This window comes from Nitrobacter vulgaris (assembly GCF_002028545.1).
GTDB classification, from domain to species: Bacteria; Pseudomonadota; Alphaproteobacteria; order Rhizobiales; family Xanthobacteraceae; genus Nitrobacter; species Nitrobacter vulgaris.
On sequence record NZ_MWPQ01000055.1, the window covers coordinates 148455 to 165663 of the forward strand.

Here is a 17209-nt window from a genome sequence, read left to right on the forward strand (position 1 = left end):
CTTTGATAAAGATCAACGAAACGAACGGCACCGTTCTTCTGCGGGGCGAGGGTCTGACTGCAAGTCTCAGACCGAAGTAGCTTGATCCCGAAGAATCGGAAGCCTGAGCGTGAAAAGTGCACCGCCGGGTGACTGATTTGCCGCAGAAATCTGTCCGTGGTGCGCTTCGACAATGGAACGGACGATTGCAAGTCCCATACCCATGCCCTGCGGTTTCGTCGTGAAAAACGGATCGAAAACCTTCGCAAGATCGGCGATCGCGATACCGGGGCCGGTGTCGCTGATACTGACTTCCGCCCAGGCGCCCGAGCGCCTTGTGGTTACGCTGACTTCTCGCTCTATTGCCTCCGCTTCGGATATTGCATCCATCGCGTTGATCATCAAGTTCAGAAAGACTTGTTGTAAGTGAACAACGTCTCCCATGATCTTCAGGTCGATCGATTCCGTACTACATTTCAATGCGATATTCCGCTCGCTGCCGACGGTCGCGATAAACCCCATCACTTGCCGTACCGTCTCGTTCAAGTCGATACAGGTAATCTCAAATGGTGTTTTCTTCAGCACGCTGCGTAGCCGACGTATCACCTCGCTGGCGCGCTGATCGTCACGCCTGATGTCAGCAAGAATTTCCTTCACCTCATCGAGATTCGGTGAGGGACTCTTCAGCATGAGCTCGGCTGTCTCGGTGTTGGTGAGAATCGAACCAAGCGGCTGGTTCAACTCATGCGCGATAGAAATCGTCAGTTCTCCGACAGTCGAACTGCGGTTGATATGGGCAAGATCAGTCAAGCGTTGGCGCGATTCGACTTCGGCAAGACGGCGGCGACGACGCTCATGCAGCAGTCCGCTGATCAACGCTCCCTGAATCAGGATTACGGTCGCAATCAACAACAACTGCCAATGATTGACCTCCCATATGCGGGGCTCGCGAAACAAGACTTCGCTTCCTGGAGGCAGGTTTCTCTCGCTGATATCCCAGCGCTGCATTTCGCGCCAATCGAACTTCGGATTGGAATATTTGATCGCAACCAGCCTTATATCGCGAGGTTTTTCTCCGTTCAGAATACGGATCGCCACAGCGGCTGTGAGCCTGCTAATTTCGAGAACGGAATACATCGGCCCGCCGACAGTCTCATTGCCAAAAAAGCCATCGTCGTAAGAAAAAAGCGGAGCATTGGACACTGCGTGAAGTTGCTGAAGCGCGGTATTCCCCTCGTAGGAGACTCCAATTGCGTCGACGTTCATCAGATGCCAGAAAATAGCTGTTTTCGGCGGCAACGTTTCGCTTTTCTTCAGAAAATCCTGGAACGAAATATCATTGGGCCGGATGAACTCAACCTTCTTCTGGACAGATGCAGCGTCCTTGCGGAGTTCGCCGAGCCAGAATTTCTCGTTGGGCGACGTTCCGTTCAAAACGACAATTCGCTCCGTGCCGGGAAGAACACGAAGGATCGTCTCGAAAGAAAGGCGAAAATCGTGAGAAACAGCAATGACGGTGTCACTATCCGGCAAATCCGAGAACTGGATACGACGCTGCTCGACCGCTGTCAGTATCAGGGGAATTTGAGTGAACAAATGTCGGCGGTGTTGCTGAACAAAATTCGAGGCAGGAGCGCCGATGGCAATGACAATATCCGGAGGGCGTTCGGAATAGAGCGCATTCAGGTAGGCAATAAACGGTGGCCCAGGATTTTCATCGCCAGAGCGTGCGGAAACCATCGAGTGGTCCTGAATATCAATCTGCCACGGCGACAACTGCTCCAAATTCTCCCGAATGGCTTTTGCATACGTCCCCCATGGTCTGAAATCTCGTCCAAAGGAATGCAGGATCAATACCCGTTTGATCTCGCGAGTCTGACCGCTGCGCGCAAACTCGGACGGGATGATCGTCCAAACCAGCAGACAGACACATAGACGGGTAACAAGACCCAGCCAGGATGGGTTAGTCGCTGCCATCGGGGCGCGTCCATTCATCCTCGTACCCGGCGGCCCGAACGACTGTCTTGCAGCACGTTTCAGTGCGGGCGCACGACCTTCAACGGTCTCAGCCGAGCCGGACGAGACCGTCAACCAAGCGTCGCGACCCGACCGTGGGCTTCCACGACCTTTACGCAAGTGGCATCATAATATGCGCCTGTAGCACTGACCGCAACGGTCCAGGGACATTGCCATTGTTGCAGAGTAGCTTTGCAGCGAACGCTACGGTGACGGCCGGCTCATTCTTTGCCTGATACAATTGCCCATCACCGCTAACAAACACCGGTTGCGCTCGCGGTGGCAAGATAGAAAAGCACATGGTGCGGCGCCATGGAATGTATCGCCTCGTTCAACTCTCCTCTCCCCGACTTTGGCCTCAGACTTTAGCGTGCCCGGTAACCATGGATGCGAATTTGTTGATTTGAATCAAGGTAACGACGTCGACCCGACCTAGCCTCGTCATGACAATACATTCGTCAGGAGTTTCTCGTCATGCCAGGCAGCATTGATGACCTCATCCCGAGCGCGCAACAGATCCGGAAAGAAGCGGCCCTCAAGGAAGCCGAAAAGGCGGATCAATATGCCCGCCTGGCAGCGGCCGCCCAAGCCGAGAAACATGCACTGATCGAGCGGCTCAGTCGTTCATCCGGCAAGTCCGAGGAGGAAAAAATCCAGCTCGCCTCGACCGTCATCCAGCGAGCAGTCCGAAACGGGCTAACCGAAGTGCAGGTGTATCGGTTCCCCAACTCGCTATGCACGGATAAAGGCCGAGCCATCAATCAGCAGGAGGCCGGCTGGGAGAACACACTGACGGGGATTCCGAAAGAAATATTCGAGCTCTGGCGCGACTATCTGAAACCGCGGGGTTATCGCATCAGTTACCAGATTATTGATTACCCCGGAGGTGTCCCTGGCGACATCGCCGTCACTATCTCCTGGGGAGATTAGGAACGGTTGGTGGAGTCTGGTCTGAAGCAGCGGAAGGTAGACATGTCAGCCGACGCGGACACGCCACGGATGAAGCGCAAGGTCTATGAGAAAGAGCTGGAAAAGCTCCAGGTCGAGCTTTGCTATCTTCAGGAATGGGTGAAGGCGAACAAGATTCGAGTCATCGTCCTGTTCGAGGGCCGGGATGCCGCCGGGAAGGGCGGCACGATCAAGGCGATTACGGAGAAGGTCAGTCCGCGCGTGTTTCGCGTTGCCGCCTTGCCAGCTCCGTCCGACCGGGAGAAGACGCAATTATTTCTTCAACGTTACATGCAGAATTTTCCGGCTGCAGGTGAAATTGTGATCTTCGACCGGAGTTGGTACAATCGCGCCGGCGTGGAATATGTGATGGGCTTTTGTACGCCCGCCGAGCACAAACGATTCCTTTCTCTCTGCCCCCAGATGGAGAAATATATCATCGAAGGGGGCATCATCCTGATCAAACTCTGGCTTGAGGTCGGGATGGACGAGCAGGAGCGTCGCTTCAAGGCGAGAATCGACGATCCGCTGCGGCAGTGGAAGTTGAGTCCGATGGATACTGCATCTTACCAACGATGGTACGACTACTCAGAAGCTCGGGACCTGATGCTGAAGGCAACCAGCACGAAGCAATCGCCATGGTACATCGTTCGCTCCGACGACAAGCGTCGAGCTCGACTGAACTGCATCGCGCATCTGCTGGAGTTGATTCCGTATAAACGGATACATAAAAACAAGGTCAAGCTGCCAAAGCGCTCCGCGAAGGAGCGCTTTGACGACCAGGCGGGCCTGCGTGGGATGACGTTCGTGGCTGAACGTTACTGAGTGGACCAGGTCGCCTACTGCGTGGTCCGACTGGTTCGCATCTGTTTCAAGCTTATCGATACCCCACCGACAGCGACCGACATTTCGGCGCCTACCCTCGGGCCACTCAGTTGCAAGATCACGCCGTTGGCGTTTTGCAGTTGAACTCCGCCGGCTCCAGCCACGACAGCGCCGCCGGCTCCGACAGCGGTGTACCTGCCTTCGATCGAAGCCGGCCCTTTTAGATTAAGGGCTCGTCCAACAAGCTTGGTCGTCGAGGCTCCGATCGTGAAGCCGACACTCATGCCCGAGACAGTGAATGGATAGTGAGTGCCCCGGAGCGTCAGTACGCCCTCGCCGCCACCGACTCCTACAACAAACCCGCCTTTGGTGAAGATCACCGCGACGCGCCCTGTTTCAGCGCGAGCGGGCGTACTGATGGCAGCCGCTCCCACGAGGAAGACTAACAAGGCAGAGCTCACGCTAAATTTCTTCATGATATCTTTTTCCTTTTCCCTCTGATGACTCACACTCTGATGAACCAGCAGCTTCGAACCAAACCGGGAGAAAATTGATCGACACATTTTGTGCGGGCTGGTGTCGTTGGAGATTTTACTTTTTGCCTTCCGCCACCTTGATCCAAGTCAATATCTTAATCTCGTGACACGACTGGCCAAGCTGCGGCAAATGCCAAACTGCATCATGCAACTTGGTGTCAGACACATCCAGCCGGAGATCCTTGGCTGCAGGAGTCACCCGGTGCTGGAGTCATCGGGTTCGATCACCGTCAAACTCGGGAGAGCTTACTATCCAGGCGGCCGTTCGTCCCGGAGACCGGATCGTTCGCTAACATTGTCCTCGCTCAACACGCTGTCGAGCGTACGGAGCCATTCGCTACTGTCCGTCTTCTCCGCCAACCCTTCTGCTCGCAGCAACTCACGCAACTGCGCGTGAGCGCCGACAATGCAGAACGTTATTTGACGCGACGCCAGCTCATCATAAAGATCAAGTAACATCCGCGCACCCGCCAGATCGATGTAGGGAGATGCGGATAGATCGCAGGCAACCAGCCTGACGTCAGAGACCATTCGCAGTTTTTCCAAAACGGCCTCCAGAATCGTCTCGGCATTGATGTAGAGCAACGAGGCTTCAGGGCGGAACGCAACAACGCCAACCAGCGGCGTCACGCCCTCATGCCTGATGCTGTCGGAATAGCGGCCCGATTCAGGAAGCCGTCCGAGAAACGCTATGTTGGGCCGTGACGCCCGGATAAGCAGCAGGAGGATGGATGCGAGAGCTGCAAGCAGGACACCTTGGAGAATCCCAAGCAGCAACACGGATACGAGGGCAATGGCCGCGGCATAAAAGTCGATACGACTCACTTCCCACATGCGAAGCAGCGCGCGGACGTCGACCAGTCTGTAAACTGCAGTAATGACAACTCCAGCCAATACTGCCCGCGGAAGGTTGGTCAGCAACTCCGTAAAGAAAAGCAGGCAGAGCGCGAGGGTTAGCGAGCAAAATAACAATGCCAGGGGCGTTCGCGCACCAGCCGTGTCATTGACGGCGGACTGCGATAATCCGCCTGCGACGGGATAGCCGTGACCGAATGCAACTGCGAGGTTGGCAGCCCCAAATCCCAGAAATTCTTGTCGGACGTCAATACTATATCCATGCTTCGCCGCAAAACTCCGCGCCGCCGAAACGCCTTCTATATAGGCCAGCAGCAGACACCCGGCTGCTATTGGAAATAAGTCCTGGAAATCCAGCATTCCGAAAGTTGGCACCTCGAAGGCAGGCAATCCGGGCGGTATCTTCCCGGTGACAGGGACACCCATTGCCGGAAGCCCTAACAAAGTTGCCATAAGAATCGACAATGCCAACACCATGAGTCCGACGGGCCTGCCCGTCAGGAATCGCTCGCCAAGGAGCAGGAGCACGACCGCCGCAATTCCTATTGCCAATACAAGTGGATTGATGTTGCCGATCTGACCTGCAAGCCGAATTGCACGGTCAACGAAGTTGTGCCCGCCACCAGCTACGCCGAACAGGTTCGGTAACTGACTCATTATAATTGTAAGCCCCGCCCCCGCCTTGAAGCCGACAAGAATGCTGTCGCTAACCAGCCGCACAAGAACGCTCAGCTTGAAAAGCCAGGCAATCAGGCAAAGCAACGCCACAGCGAATGCCGCAAGACTCGCGATCTGAGCGAAACGCATCGCGTCTCCCCCTGCCAGGGCCCCGACACTGCTGGCGATCATGAGCGAGATTGCGGAGGTCGGGCCGACAGCAAGCTGGCGGGATGACCCCATGAGAGCATAACCTAAACCGCCAAGCAGATAGCCATAGATGCCCACCTGCGGCGGCAACCCGGCAAGGCCCGCATAGGCCAGTGACACCGGGATCGCGTAGGCGGCGAGGGTCACTCCGGCGATGGCATCATAACGCAACCAGGACAATCTGTATTCGGCAAGCCACGTCAACGGCGGGAAAACCCCTATCCAACCCGCTCGCTGAAACGCGCGCAACGTCATAGGTGTTCCTTGTTGGGATGTATCTCGCAGCGAAACAAGACGATCAGCAAGGCACCCGCCGGGAGACCAGGAACGAGATTGGGTACGCCCTTCGTTGCACAGACGTCCACGGCCGCCCTACACGAGTTGCAGCAGATCCTGACGGCATAGGCGGCGCGTCGAGCCCGACGCGGATTGATCTGGATCAAGCTCTCGACGAATTTCCTGAATACCCGCGATGATCAAGGAAATGGCTCCTGGAAGGAGCTGTGGCTGGAATTACGACGTCGCTGCCACTCGATCGTTTCGCTTCCATCGATAAGGGCGCGGCGAGCAGGCATTCGAGCAGGACGCCAACAACCGATCGCGCTAGAATGACGCTTCTCGCACTTTTTCGACCGGCTCGGTTAGCGATCTTGCCGAAAATGGCTTGGTTGGGTACGCGATACATCCCGATTCGATTGCGGCTGAGCGTTTTGCGTCACTGTCGTTTCCGGTAATGAAGATCACTGGCAGCTCGACACCTCTGCCGGCGAGTTGGCGACGCAAGTCTATGCCTGATTCTTTGTACAGATCGATGTCAAGGATCACGCAAAAGGCGTCGTCGAAATCCGCATGACGCAGCAGCGCAGCGCCGGATCCGAACAGTGTTACGTTAAAACCATGCTCTCTCAACAACCGCTTCATGCCTTTGAGCATTGACGGATTATCGTCGACGACAAGAATTGACTTGGATTTCGGTATCATCGGCCTCCCAGAAACCTGATGAAGGCCCATCGCGCGTTCATTCAGATGCCTTGTCTGCTAATATTTATATTGTCCTTTCGTACATGGTACGCGACGTAAATGTTTTCTGCGAACAAAGGCTATCTGCCTGAATTTTCGTTCGGATCGATCAACCCAAGCCGCTCCGCGATCAAAACCAGTTCTGCGAGCGAGTGCACTCGCATCTTTTCCATCACTTCATGGCGATGCGCTTTCACGGTGCGTTCAGTTGTTCCAAGTTCTCTGGCAACTTGCTTGTTGATCTTTCCGCGCACGATCAAATCGAAGACCTGTCGTTCGCGGGGCGTCAATCTCGCAAGAAGTGCGAGACTCGCATCAAGCTTGCTTCGTTGGCTGCGGACCGACTCATGGCGCGCCAAGGCGCGCTCGATCGCCCCTATCAGCTGCTCTGATGATACCGGCTTGATCAGGAGATCTTCGGCACCTGCCCTGATCGCTCGTACGGTCGTCGGAATGTCCGCATAGCCGGTGACGAAGATGACAGGCAACATCGAATGAAGCTCGATGAGGCGGCTTTGCAATTCCAGCCCGTTCAGTCCGGGCATTCGAACGTCGAGCAAGACGCAACCAGGTCCTTCAGAGCCCTGCAGACGATCCAGCAGTGTCTGAGCCGACGAATGCTTCTCAACTTCATAGCCAGCAAGCTTCAGGCGGCGTTCGACTGCTGTACGAAACGAAGCATCGTCGTCCACAATGTAAACAAGGCTAGACAAGTCCGCCTCCCAGCCGCCACCCTGGCCGATATCGGGCTTCCAGAATCACCCAGGGCATTTGCGGCCAAGGGGTCCGGTTTTCATTTTTTCGGACATCCTATTGCAGACCTGTCCCTAGGTACAATGTCCCTTCAGACAATGGTCAAGAAACATGTCTTAGCGGAAGCTCCACGGCCACGGCAAAGAGCCTTCCTCCCACGGAAACATATTCTTAGAGGCAGACCATATCCAACAACCAGTTACACAGGAGTTGGCCATGTTTGTCCGCATCACCAACGATTTGGCGTATCGTGCCATCTCTTTCGGCGAGCTCGGAATAGCGGGTGATTCAAATCAAAAAGTAAGTTTAAACGAATTTACCTACAAGAAAGGCTCTGAAATCTATGGGGAAAAGGAGCCTGCGGACTATGTCTATCAGGTCAAGGCGGGCTCGGTGCGAAGCTACAAATTGCTTCCAGACGGTCGCCGCCAGATCGGTGCGTTTCACCTCGTCGGCGACATCTTCGGACTGGAAAACGGAAGCGAGCATCGGTTTACGGCAGAGGCGATCGTGAACACCACGGTTCGCTTGATCAAACGGCGGAGCCTTGAGATGATGGCAGAGAGCGATGCCATGGTCTCGCGGAATCTGCTCGGCATGACCACGGAAAATCTGGAGCATGCCGAAAATCACATGCTCCTGCTCGGCCGAAAGACCTCTCTGGAGCGGGTCGCGGCCTTCCTGGTCGAGATGGATCGGCGACTTGCAGCAGCCGGCGTCATGCCACTGCCGATGTCGCGGCGCGACATTGCCGACTACCTCGGGCTGACGCTGGAAACGGTATCGCGTGCCCTATCGCGACTACATGAACTCGGTATCATCGGTTTCATAGGCACCAATCGACGTCAGATCACCCTTCTGAATCGAAGGCAGCTCGCTACCCTCGATCTGCAAAACTGACTCCTTGAGCGCCGATCGACGCGAGGTAGTCGAGGATCTTGCGATATACGGAAATGGGCGGGACGATGGACCTCATGAGTGGCGCGAAGCGCGTTATCGTCGCCATGCAGCACGCCGCGAAGGTCATTCGACGATCGTCAACGGATGCATCCTGCCGCGACTTCACCCCGTGAGTTGGCACCGTCGGGTTCCAGAAATGCTTGCGTTCCGACGTCCCCGATGCTGACGAGATTGCGCGCGGTACTTCGATTGCCTGGCATCCGAAAAAACAGAAATCATGATGCTCTCTCATGCCTAACACCCGGCGACGGCCTCTCCAGCAACAGCGACAACGTGTGCTGCGCAATCATCAACTCTTCGTCGGTCGGTATGACGTAAACCGGGATGCAGCTGTCGGAACCGGATATCAGACGCATGTGACGGGAATTCCCGATGGGATTAAGCGTAGCGCCAAGCCACCTCAATTGATCGACGATGCGCGCCCGTATCCGGATCGAGTTTTCGCCGATACCGGCGGTAAAGACAAAGGCGTCGAGACCCTGCAGCGCGGCTGCGAGCATGCCAGCATGGAGGCCGACCCGATAAACGAAATAATCAATCGCGAGTTTCACCTTAGGGTCTTCGCTCGCCTCCAGTTCGCGCATGTCGTTGCTGACGCCCGAGAGTCCTTTCAATCCGCTATCCCGGTAAAGGAAGTCTTGTACTTTAGCAGGCGACATTCCCTTCTCCGAGATCAGATAGAGCACGACACCGGGATCGATTTGGCCTGGACGCGTTCCCATAGGTAGCCCGTCGAGCGCCGTGAATCCCATCGTGCTCTCGATGCTACGTCCCCCCTTCAACGCGCACATCGAGGCTCCGCTACCGAGATGCGCGACAATCACCCGCCCCTTGGCGATTTCGGGCGCGACGTGCGGCAAAGTCTTCGCGACATATTCATATGAGAGACCGTGGAATCCGTAACGCCGCACACCCTCGGCATATAATTGGTGAGGAATTGCATAGTGGTCAGAGACAGCGTCACGCGTGCGGTGAAACGCAGTATCGAAACAAGCCACCTGTGGGAGTGTTGGAAAATTAGCGAGAAGTGACCGGACGAGAGCCAAATTATGCGGCTGATGAAGCGGGGCCAGCGCTACAAACCGCTCCAGCTGGGCTACGATGCCATGATCGATCAGCACCGGCCCGACGAAGTCCGGACCGCCGTGGACCACGCGATGGCCGACTGCCATCGGGCTAATGCGGAGTTCATCCCGCAGCCATCCGCTGGCAACGCCCATCGCGGCTGAGACGTCCGAAACCGATTCGATCGGATAGGCGCGGTGGGCCAGTGGTACGCCACGCACGCCGCTCGCCCGCAGGCGAGGACGACTGCCAATGCCATCGATCTGGCCCTTGATCTGGCGTCGCAGATCTCCCTCACCCTCGACCGAAAAGATCTGGAACTTGACGCTTGAGGAGCCTGCATTGACGACGAGGATAGTATCCATAGCGATCACGCGGCAACTGTTGAGGTTTTCTAACGTCTAGCACTCGCACCGAGAGCCGCAGCGAGTCGGCCTGGTAGCTTCGATCACACATGGCTTGCCGGCGGCTTGCGGGTAACGGCTGATGACACTCTCGATCAACATGCTTCGGCGCGCGATACGCCTGATCGTTTGTCCAAGTATCAGCTCGGGCAGGAAGCCGATCAGATAGCCGAGATGACCTACTTTCATCGCAACGCCAATTTCGTTGTCTGCCCTGATGTCTCGACCTCGCTATCGTGCAATTCATTCAAGGAGCATCGAGGTATCGAGCGTTGATTTAGGTCAACGTTCGATATTCAGCCCGACAATGGCGCTGTGTCGGCGCGATCGCTACGTATCCAGGCCACCGTCAATTCCCAGGCCAGAGAAAGAATGATCGGTCCGACAAAGAGGCCGACAATTCCATGCGCGAGCGTTCCTCCGATCACCCCGACAAAGATGACGAGTGTCGGGGTGGTCAGGCCACGCTTCATTACCAGCGGTTTCAAGATGTTGTCGATTACGCCGACGAGACCCAGGAATACCGTCAGCAGAAGCGCTGTGGTGAAATCCTTGTCCGTCCATATCCAAATGACTACCGGAACCAGGACGATTGCCGCGCCGACTTGAATGATCGACAGGATCATAACTGCGAAGGCCAACAAACCGGCGCTTGGAATACCTGCCAGCTTGAAGCCAATGCCGGCCAATAAGGACTGGATGACTGCGACACCGATGACACCCTGGGATACCGCGCGGATGGTCGCACCCGCTAGTTCGAGGAAATGTTCGCTCTGCTCAGGCACGATGCGATAGAGGAAGCTCTTGCCTGCCTCTACAAGCTGCGAGCCATAAGGGAAGAGAAACCCGGCCAGCGCTACAGACAGAATAAATTTCAGCAAGCCCACGCCGGCATTGCCGGCAAGAGCTAATAAAACGCCTGCCAGTGGCTTCAGATAAGGAGCCACCTCACGCAAAGCAGCTCGAATGTTGCTGGATGCCTGATTCCAGAACTCGTAAAGACTCGGGCCGATGAGCGGCCAGTTATTAATGCTTTCCGGCGGTGATGGAATCACGAGGTTACCAGCACCCAGATTTCCAGCGAACTCCTTCACTCCGTCCAAGGCACTCAAGCCAAGCCAGGTTGCTGGTCCGATGACAATTCCGAGATTGATGAGGGTGAGAATTGCCGCTGCGAGCTTTGGACGACCGCCAAGAAGCTTGGAAAGAAAATTGAAGACAGGATAGAGCGCAACAGCAAGCACGATGCTCCAGGCCAAGACAGGCACAAAAGGCCGGATCAGAAGGATCGTCCAGTAGATCAGGAAAGCAAGCAACCCGAGGCGGATCACAAGCTGAATGACGTCGTCTCCGGGCAAGTACTGGCGAAAGGTTTTCAAGGACAACCTCTTTTTGAGGGCAGACATACCGTCGCCAAGCTATCGGCCGCAGGCTAGCCTGACGTCAGCAATCGCGACCTTGCAGGTCAAGCCGCGCAGCACGCTTGTCTGGTTTGCATCTGTCCCCGCCTGCAAGCGGGCCGCGATGGGCGCGGTGGCCGGCTGCGCCGTTGTCGCAACGGCACATGTTAGGGAAGGAATCGCATCGCCGGCTTTGATCTAGATCAACTGTCAGTCGACGGCCGTTCTCAAGCGTACCCACCGCCCTGCTACACTCTGGATTGGCCTAACGTTCCAGATGTCGCGGCAGTACTCCCGGATCGAGCGGTCGGATGAGAAGCGACCGACTCGCGCGCAGTTCAGAATGGACATGCGCGTCCATGCGCTCTGATCGGAGTACGCTCGACTGACGCTTTGTTGGCATTCCACGTAGGCCTGATAGTCGGCTAGCAGCATGTAGTCGTCGCGGGTGATCAGCGATTCGACGAGGGGCTGGAAGAGTGCGCGATCACCGTTCGAAAAGAACCCCGAACTGATGAGATCGATCGCTTCGCGCAACTCCGGATTTGACTCGTAGAATTCGCGCGGCGCGTAGCCCCCAGCCTTCAATCGCTCGACCTCTGCGGCCGTCAGACCGAACAGGAAGAAATTCTCGGCAGCCCCGACTGGACTGCCCAACCTTATGACGGCAGCCGACGTGTGCTTTTCGATTTCCTTCGCGCGCTCGGGCGCCGAGACTTCTTTGGTTTCTACCTGAGGTTTGAAAGCTGCCCCACTTGCCAACCTGAGTCAGTTGGCAGATTGTGGATATCTGGTCAGCCGTAGATCAAGGTCTGTCGGATTCGAATAAAAAGACGCTATCCGATCGGCAGCCGGGGGGTTCATATGGCGGCTCGCGCGAAGATCTGGTTTTCCTGCCTGTTTCTCATTTCATCCGCCGCTCTGGCGCAGCAGCCACCCACTATTCAAGTAAGCGTCGTGCCGGCGGAAAAGACCGCATTGGCCGACACAACCCGCTTCGTGGGCAGGATTGAAGCCATTGAGCACGTCGACGTGCGTGCGCGCATCACCGGCTTTCTAGAGAAGGTCGAGTTCAAGGACGGCGACCGGGTGAAACAGGGCGCACCTCTCTATCAAATCGAGAAGGGGCCGTTCGAGGCCGCGGTCCAACAGGCAAGGGCGGCCGTCGAGAAAATGCGGGCTCTTCTGGAAAATGCAAACATCCAGAAGCGACGTGCTGATGAATTGATAAAGACCAGCGCGATTTCCCAGGCCACGCGCGACGACCGCACTGCATCCGCGCGGGAGGCCGAAGGGAATTTTGCTGCCGCCGAAGCTGATCTCAAGACGGCAGAGATCAACCTCGCCTACACCGACATTACGTCGCCGATCGATGGGCGGATCGGTCGAACTGCTGTCACGCGCGGCAATGTCGTCGGGCCAAATTCGGGCGTGCTGACCACAATCGTCAGCTCTGATCCGATGTATGTCGTCTTTCCGGTCAGCCAGCGCGAATTTCTGCGGCTAAAAGAGGAAGGTCGCGGCACCAGGAAGCAATCGGCGAAGGACTTCAACGTCAACATTCAGTTTTCAAACGGCGCGGCCTATGGCGAGAAAGGGCAGATCGACTTCGTCGACGTCAAGGTCGACCGGGCGACCGACGCGGTGACGGTGCGCGCCAAGATCGCTAACCCGAATGACGAACTTGTCGATGGCCAACTCGTTCACGTCGCCGTCGAGAGCGGCAAACCCGAGGAGCGTGTTGTTGTCCCACAGGCCGCCCTGATCGCCGATCAGCTTGGCACCTATGTATTCGTCATCGAGGACAGCAAGGCCGTGGTCAAACGGGTCAGACTCGGACCTACGAAGGGTGGCTCGGTCGTCGTCCTCGAAGGATTGACCGGTGGCGAGATGGTTGTCGTTCAGGGCGTGCAGGGCCTGAGACAGGGCGCCGCCGTCACCGCTTCGCCGGCCCAGCCCCCTGTTCGCGGGCTCTAGCCATGCTGTCATCCATCTTCGTCGAGCGTCCGCGTCTGGCCGTTGTCATTGCCGTTGTCACCGCCATCGCCGGGCTGGTGTCGCTGCTTGTGATTCCGATCGCGCAGCTTCCAAACATCGTTCCGCCGCAAGTCTCGGTGACCGCCGTCTACCCAGGCGCATCCTCGCTGGTCGTCGATTCCACGGTCGCCCAGGTGATCGAATCCCAGGTCGTCGGCGTCGACAAGATGATCTACATGAAGAGCATCTCCGGCAACGACGGCAGCTATTCGTTGTTGGCTTCGTTCGAACTCGGCACCGATCCCGATATCAACACGGTCAATGTCAATAACCGTGTTCAGATCGCACTCGCCAAGATGCCGGAAGAAGTTAAGCGATCGGGCATTACGGTGAAGAAGAAGTCGTCCGCGCTTCTCGCCGTTGTCGCGGTGTATTCGCCGACGCAGGCCTACGACGAACTGTTCCTGTCCAACTACGTCACGATCAATCTGCTGGACCAGATCCGGAGCACACCCGGTGTCGGCGATGCCCAATTGTTCGGTCCGCAGGACTATTCGATGCGAATCTGGCTCAAGACGGATCAATTGACCGGCCTTGGGCTGACCGCCGGCGACGTGATCTCGGCCATCCAAACGCAGAACGTGCAGGCGGCCGTCGGACGAATCGGTGCGCGTCCGGTGTCCGACGACCAGCAGCTCCAGCTCAACATCCAGACCAAGGGAAGACTCTCCTCGACGAAGGAGTTCGAAAGAGTCATCATCCGGAGCAATCCCGACGGATCGGTCCTGCGCCTCGGCGATATCGCCCGCCTGGAACTCGGCGCCGCAAATCTGGACAGGTCGACGCGCCTGAACGGCGCTGCGGCGACGCTGATCGGAATCTATCAGACTCCCGGCGCGAACGCCCTCCGGAGCGTCGACGCGCTCAACAAGCTATTGACGGACAATGCCAAGTCGTTTCCGGAAGGCGTGGCTTGGAAGGTCACCTATGATCCAACTGTCTTCGTCAGGGCGACGATCGAGAAGGTAAAACACACCCTCCTCGAAGCCGCCCTGCTGGTGCTGCTGGTGGTCTTCATCTTCCTGGGAAACATCCGCGCCACCTTGATTCCAATGATCGCCGTTCCCGTCAGCCTGATTGGCACCTTCATCGTGCTCAACGCCATCGGGTACTCCGCCAATACCGTGTCGCTTCTCGCGATGATCCTGGCGATCGGCATCGTGGTGGACGATGCCATCGTGGTGGTCGAGGCCGTCGAACAAACGATGGAGGCGCATCCCGAGCTGTCGGCAGGAGAAGCAACCAAACTCGCGATGCAGAGTATCTTCGCACCCATCATCGCAATCACACTGGTGCTACTCGCGGTGTTCGTGCCGGTTGCCTTCATTTCCGGGATTTCCGGCGAATTGTTCCGGCAGTTTGCCGTCACGGTCGCGGTCTCCATGTTCCTGTCGGCTATCAACGCGCTGACGCTATCGCCGGCTCTCTGCGCAGTTCTGCTGAAGCCTCATCACGGACCGAAACGCGGCTTGATGGGGAGGTTGAGCCGGGGAATCGACGTCGTCCGCGATGGCTACGGTTTGGCCGTTGCGCGGCTGGTTCGGCTTGCAGTTGTGGGGATCGTCGTCGTTGTGGCAGCGTTTGCCGGCATTGGGCTGCTTGCGAGGGTAACCCCGACCGGCTTCATCCCGTCCGATGATCAGGGCGCATTCTTCGTTGTCGTCCAATTGCCCGACGGCGCCTCGATCGGGCGCACATCGGAGGTGGTGCGGCAAGCCGAGGACATCCTCAAGAAGGAAAGCTCGATCGCCGATGTAAACTCTATCATCGGATTGAACTTCGTCGACAATTACTCCCAGCCCAACTCCGGCTTCATGGTCGTCACGCTCAAGGATTTTGAGGAGCGTACAGGAGCTACCGAAACGTCAGATGCAATCATCGCACGGCTCGCATCCGCGCTGCGCAGCGTAAGGGGAGGCAGCGCCGTTCCATTGGCGCCGCCGCCGATCATCGGCCTCGGTACCGGCGGCGGTTTCAGCTACGTGCTGCAGGATTTGCAGGGCGGCGAACCTGCCAACATGGCTCAGGCGCTGCGTGGGCTGGTGATCGCGGCGAACCAGGACCCGCAGCTCTCGCGGGTGTTCACGACCTTCTCTGCGACCAATCCATCGGTGTTCCTGGAGATCGATCGCGACAAGGCGCGCATCCTCGGGATTGAAATCAACTCGATATTCCAGGCGCTGCAGACCTCGCTCGGAGGCTTCTACGTCAATGACATCAACCTGTTCGGGCGTACCTGGCAGGTCCAGGTGCAGGCGGAAAGCGAGGACCGTTCCTCCGTTGAGGATATCTATCGCATCAATGTACGCAGCAAGGACGGACAAATGGTTTCACTGCGCAGCCTCGTTGAGGTGCGCATCGCGCTCGGCCCGCAGGGGCTGATCCGCTACAATAATACACGTGCCGCGACCGTTCTGGGCGGGCCGGCTCCGGGCGTGTCCTCGGGGCAAGCGCTCGCCGCGATGGACGCTGTGGCGGCGAAGACATTGCCATCCGGATATCGGGGGTCGTGGACCGACATCTCGTTCCAGGAAAAGCGGGCGGAGGGGCAGACTCCGGTCATCCTCGCGTTCGCGTTGTTGTTTGCATATCTCTTCCTTGTCGGGCTCTATGAGAGTTGGACCATACCGGTACCGGTTTTGCTGTCGGTCTCGGTCGGAGTGGCGGGTGCCTATCTTTCCATCGTACTCGCGGGGCTGACGCTCGATCTCTACGCGCAGATCGGAATGATCGTTCTGATCGGCTTGGCAGCGAAGAACGGCATTCTGATCGTTGAATTCGCCAAGGCGCGGCGCGAGCAAGGTCACCCCCTGCATGAGGCGGCGGTCGAAGGTGCACGGTTACGATTTCGGCCGGTCATGATGACGTCGTTTGCCTTCATTCTAGGACTCGTTCCCCTCGTCATCGCGTCCGGCGCCTCCAAACTTGCGTTTCGCAACGTCGCCACTCCCGTCTTCGGCGGTATGCTGGCGGCATCGTTGATCGGCGTCTTCGCTATCCCTCCGCTGTACGTTCTCTTCCAGGACCTTCGCGAACGGATCAAGGCGAGGTTTGGGACCAAGCCAGGTTCTCACACAACCGCCGCAGACCATTGAGTCTTGTCGTTGTCGTTGAGTTTCGAAGAAGGGCGCGCCATGAGCGACCTAGGCGCATTAGCGCTTTTCTGCTCCATGGAGCCTCATCTCAATGACGTTGACAGAAAGCCGATCAATATAATGGCGTTCGGCCGCTTCAATAAATTGCGCGGCAAAAGAGACGCCTTCAACTTTCGAGACAGCTTGGGTGGCTTGTTTCTTTTCAGCATGACACGCTAAAGCCGCCAAACGCGCGACCCCCTGAGCACTTTCGCTACTCTCCGTCCCCAATTCACGGCGAGATCCCCCCGCGCATTAACATGCTACGGTCGCTTCCAGGCTGAGTGTCTCAATGCGCGTGGTTTCTGCCCCCGCCTTATCCTTTGCCTTTGACGCGGAAGACGACGGGCAGGGTGAAGCTCAATCCCTCGTCCGCTATCAGCGGTGGCGGCGGCGGCACCGGATCGGAC

At 57.1% G+C, this 17209-nt stretch carries 15 protein-coding genes and 2 pseudogenes; 6 read left to right on the forward strand and 11 right to left on the reverse strand.

Annotation, left to right across the window (positions count from 1 at the left end; translation table 11 throughout):
• Nucleotides 1–66 precede the first annotated feature (66 nt).
• The gene (locus B2M20_RS16470) at nucleotides 67–1956 is read right to left on the reverse strand and encodes a sensor histidine kinase (protein ID WP_244553565.1); all 1890 of its coding nucleotides are present in this window, start codon (nucleotides 1954–1956) and stop codon (nucleotides 67–69) included.
• Between the two features lie 513 nt (nucleotides 1957–2469).
• On the opposite strand from B2M20_RS16470, the gene B2M20_RS16475 reads away from it, so the two are divergent.
• Both B2M20_RS16475 and ppk2 read left to right on the forward strand, forming a co-directional pair.
• Nucleotides 2470–2925 carry a hypothetical protein gene (locus tag B2M20_RS16475; protein WP_079448107.1) on the forward strand — a complete coding sequence of 152 codons (456 nt, stop codon included), beginning with the start codon at nucleotides 2470–2472 and terminating at the stop codon, nucleotides 2923–2925.
• Between the two features lie 42 nt (nucleotides 2926–2967).
• Nucleotides 2968–3768, forward strand: coding sequence for a polyphosphate kinase 2 (gene ppk2 / locus B2M20_RS16480; RefSeq protein ID WP_079448108.1), 801 nt, complete (start codon nucleotides 2968–2970; stop codon nucleotides 3766–3768).
• Nucleotides 3769–3782: 14 nt separating this feature from the next.
• Here ppk2 and B2M20_RS16485 read toward each other — a convergent pair whose 3' ends face one another.
• From B2M20_RS16485 to B2M20_RS16500, 4 genes are all read right to left on the reverse strand, one after another.
• Nucleotides 3783–4244, reverse strand: a complete 462-nt coding sequence (locus B2M20_RS16485) for a DUF1134 domain-containing protein (RefSeq protein WP_079448143.1) — start codon at nucleotides 4242–4244, stop codon at nucleotides 3783–3785.
• A gap of 309 nt (nucleotides 4245–4553) precedes the next feature.
• Nucleotides 4554–6281, reverse strand: coding sequence for a SulP family inorganic anion transporter (locus B2M20_RS16490; RefSeq protein WP_079448109.1), 1728 nt, complete (start codon nucleotides 6279–6281; stop codon nucleotides 4554–4556).
• Between the two features lie 348 nt (nucleotides 6282–6629).
• A complete protein-coding gene (locus B2M20_RS16495) occupies nucleotides 6630–7037 on the reverse strand; it encodes a response regulator (protein WP_079448110.1) in 408 nt (135 codons plus the stop codon).
• Between the two features lie 89 nt (nucleotides 7038–7126).
• Nucleotides 7127–7759 carry a response regulator transcription factor gene (locus tag B2M20_RS16500; protein ID WP_079448111.1) on the reverse strand — a complete coding sequence of 211 codons (633 nt, stop codon included), beginning with the start codon at nucleotides 7757–7759 and terminating at the stop codon, nucleotides 7127–7129.
• A gap of 256 nt (nucleotides 7760–8015) precedes the next feature.
• Between B2M20_RS16500 and B2M20_RS16505 the strand changes: the two genes are divergently transcribed.
• Nucleotides 8016–8699 carry a helix-turn-helix domain-containing protein gene (locus B2M20_RS16505; RefSeq protein ID WP_079448112.1) on the forward strand — a complete coding sequence of 228 codons (684 nt, stop codon included), beginning with the start codon at nucleotides 8016–8018 and terminating at the stop codon, nucleotides 8697–8699.
• A 53-nt stretch (nucleotides 8700–8752) separates the two neighbouring features.
• Nucleotides 8753–8857 (forward strand): annotated as a pseudogene (locus B2M20_RS20815) (succinyl-CoA--3-ketoacid-CoA transferase); the annotation flags it as partial.
• A gap of 117 nt (nucleotides 8858–8974) precedes the next feature.
• Here the strand turns inward: B2M20_RS20815 and B2M20_RS16510 are convergent.
• The 4 genes from B2M20_RS16510 to B2M20_RS16525 all read right to left on the reverse strand — a co-directional run bounded on the left by B2M20_RS16510 (nucleotide 8975) and on the right by B2M20_RS16525 (nucleotide 12390).
• Nucleotides 8975–10189 carry an acetate/propionate family kinase gene (locus B2M20_RS16510; RefSeq protein WP_079448113.1) on the reverse strand — a complete coding sequence of 405 codons (1215 nt, stop codon included), beginning with the start codon at nucleotides 10187–10189 and terminating at the stop codon, nucleotides 8975–8977.
• A 36-nt stretch (nucleotides 10190–10225) separates the two neighbouring features.
• Nucleotides 10226–10447, reverse strand: coding sequence for a DUF3141 domain-containing protein (locus tag B2M20_RS19235; RefSeq protein ID WP_420799321.1), 222 nt, complete (start codon nucleotides 10445–10447; stop codon nucleotides 10226–10228).
• Between the two features lie 77 nt (nucleotides 10448–10524).
• A complete protein-coding gene (locus B2M20_RS16520) occupies nucleotides 10525–11607 on the reverse strand; it encodes an AI-2E family transporter (protein WP_079448144.1) in 1083 nt (360 codons plus the stop codon).
• 231 nt (nucleotides 11608–11838) lie between these two features.
• Nucleotides 11839–12390 (reverse strand): glycogen/starch/alpha-glucan phosphorylase, encoded by a 552-nt coding sequence (locus tag B2M20_RS16525; protein WP_079448115.1) that lies wholly within the window; start codon nucleotides 12388–12390, stop codon nucleotides 11839–11841.
• 102 nt (nucleotides 12391–12492) lie between these two features.
• On the opposite strand from B2M20_RS16525, the gene B2M20_RS16530 reads away from it, so the two are divergent.
• On the forward strand, nucleotides 12493–13605 hold the full coding sequence (locus B2M20_RS16530) for an efflux RND transporter periplasmic adaptor subunit (protein ID WP_079448116.1): 1113 nt from the start codon (nucleotides 12493–12495) through the stop codon (nucleotides 13603–13605).
• Nucleotides 13606–13607: 2 nt separating this feature from the next.
• Complete coding sequence (locus tag B2M20_RS16535) at nucleotides 13608–16760, forward strand: efflux RND transporter permease subunit (RefSeq protein WP_079448117.1); 3153 nt, start codon at nucleotides 13608–13610, stop codon at nucleotides 16758–16760.
• 57 nt (nucleotides 16761–16817) lie between these two features.
• On the opposite strand, the gene B2M20_RS19645 is transcribed toward B2M20_RS16535, so the two are convergent.
• Nucleotides 16818–16988 carry a hypothetical protein gene (locus B2M20_RS19645; protein ID WP_158081555.1) on the reverse strand — a complete coding sequence of 57 codons (171 nt, stop codon included), beginning with the start codon at nucleotides 16986–16988 and terminating at the stop codon, nucleotides 16818–16820.
• Between the two features lie 127 nt (nucleotides 16989–17115).
• Nucleotides 17116–17209 (reverse strand): annotated as a pseudogene (locus B2M20_RS20410) (energy transducer TonB); the annotation flags it as partial.

Bases quoted from the DNA above. Each gene is read 5' to 3' on its own strand.
- ppk2 (WP_079448108.1), top strand. From the start codon at position 2,968: ATGTCAGCCGACGCGGACACGCCACGGATGAAGCGCAAGGTCTATGAG.
- B2M20_RS16535 (WP_079448117.1), top strand. From the start codon at position 13,608: ATGCTGTCATCCATCTTCGTCGAGCGTCCGCGTCTGGCCGTTGTCATT.
- B2M20_RS16490 (WP_079448109.1), bottom strand. From the start codon at position 6,281: ATGACGTTGCGCGCGTTTCAGCGAGCGGGTTGGATAGGGGTTTTCCCG.
- B2M20_RS16485 (WP_079448143.1), bottom strand. From the start codon at position 4,244: ATGAAGAAATTTAGCGTGAGCTCTGCCTTGTTAGTCTTCCTCGTGGGA.
- B2M20_RS16530 (WP_079448116.1), top strand. From the start codon at position 12,493: ATGGCGGCTCGCGCGAAGATCTGGTTTTCCTGCCTGTTTCTCATTTCA.
- B2M20_RS16495 (WP_079448110.1), bottom strand. From the start codon at position 7,037: ATGGGCCTTCATCAGGTTTCTGGGAGGCCGATGATACCGAAATCCAAG.
- B2M20_RS16510 (WP_079448113.1), bottom strand. From the start codon at position 10,189: ATGGATACTATCCTCGTCGTCAATGCAGGCTCCTCAAGCGTCAAGTTC.
- B2M20_RS16475 (WP_079448107.1), top strand. From the start codon at position 2,470: ATGCCAGGCAGCATTGATGACCTCATCCCGAGCGCGCAACAGATCCGG.
- B2M20_RS16505 (WP_079448112.1), top strand. From the start codon at position 8,016: ATGTTTGTCCGCATCACCAACGATTTGGCGTATCGTGCCATCTCTTTC.
- B2M20_RS16470 (WP_244553565.1), bottom strand. From the start codon at position 1,956: ATGGCAGCGACTAACCCATCCTGGCTGGGTCTTGTTACCCGTCTATGT.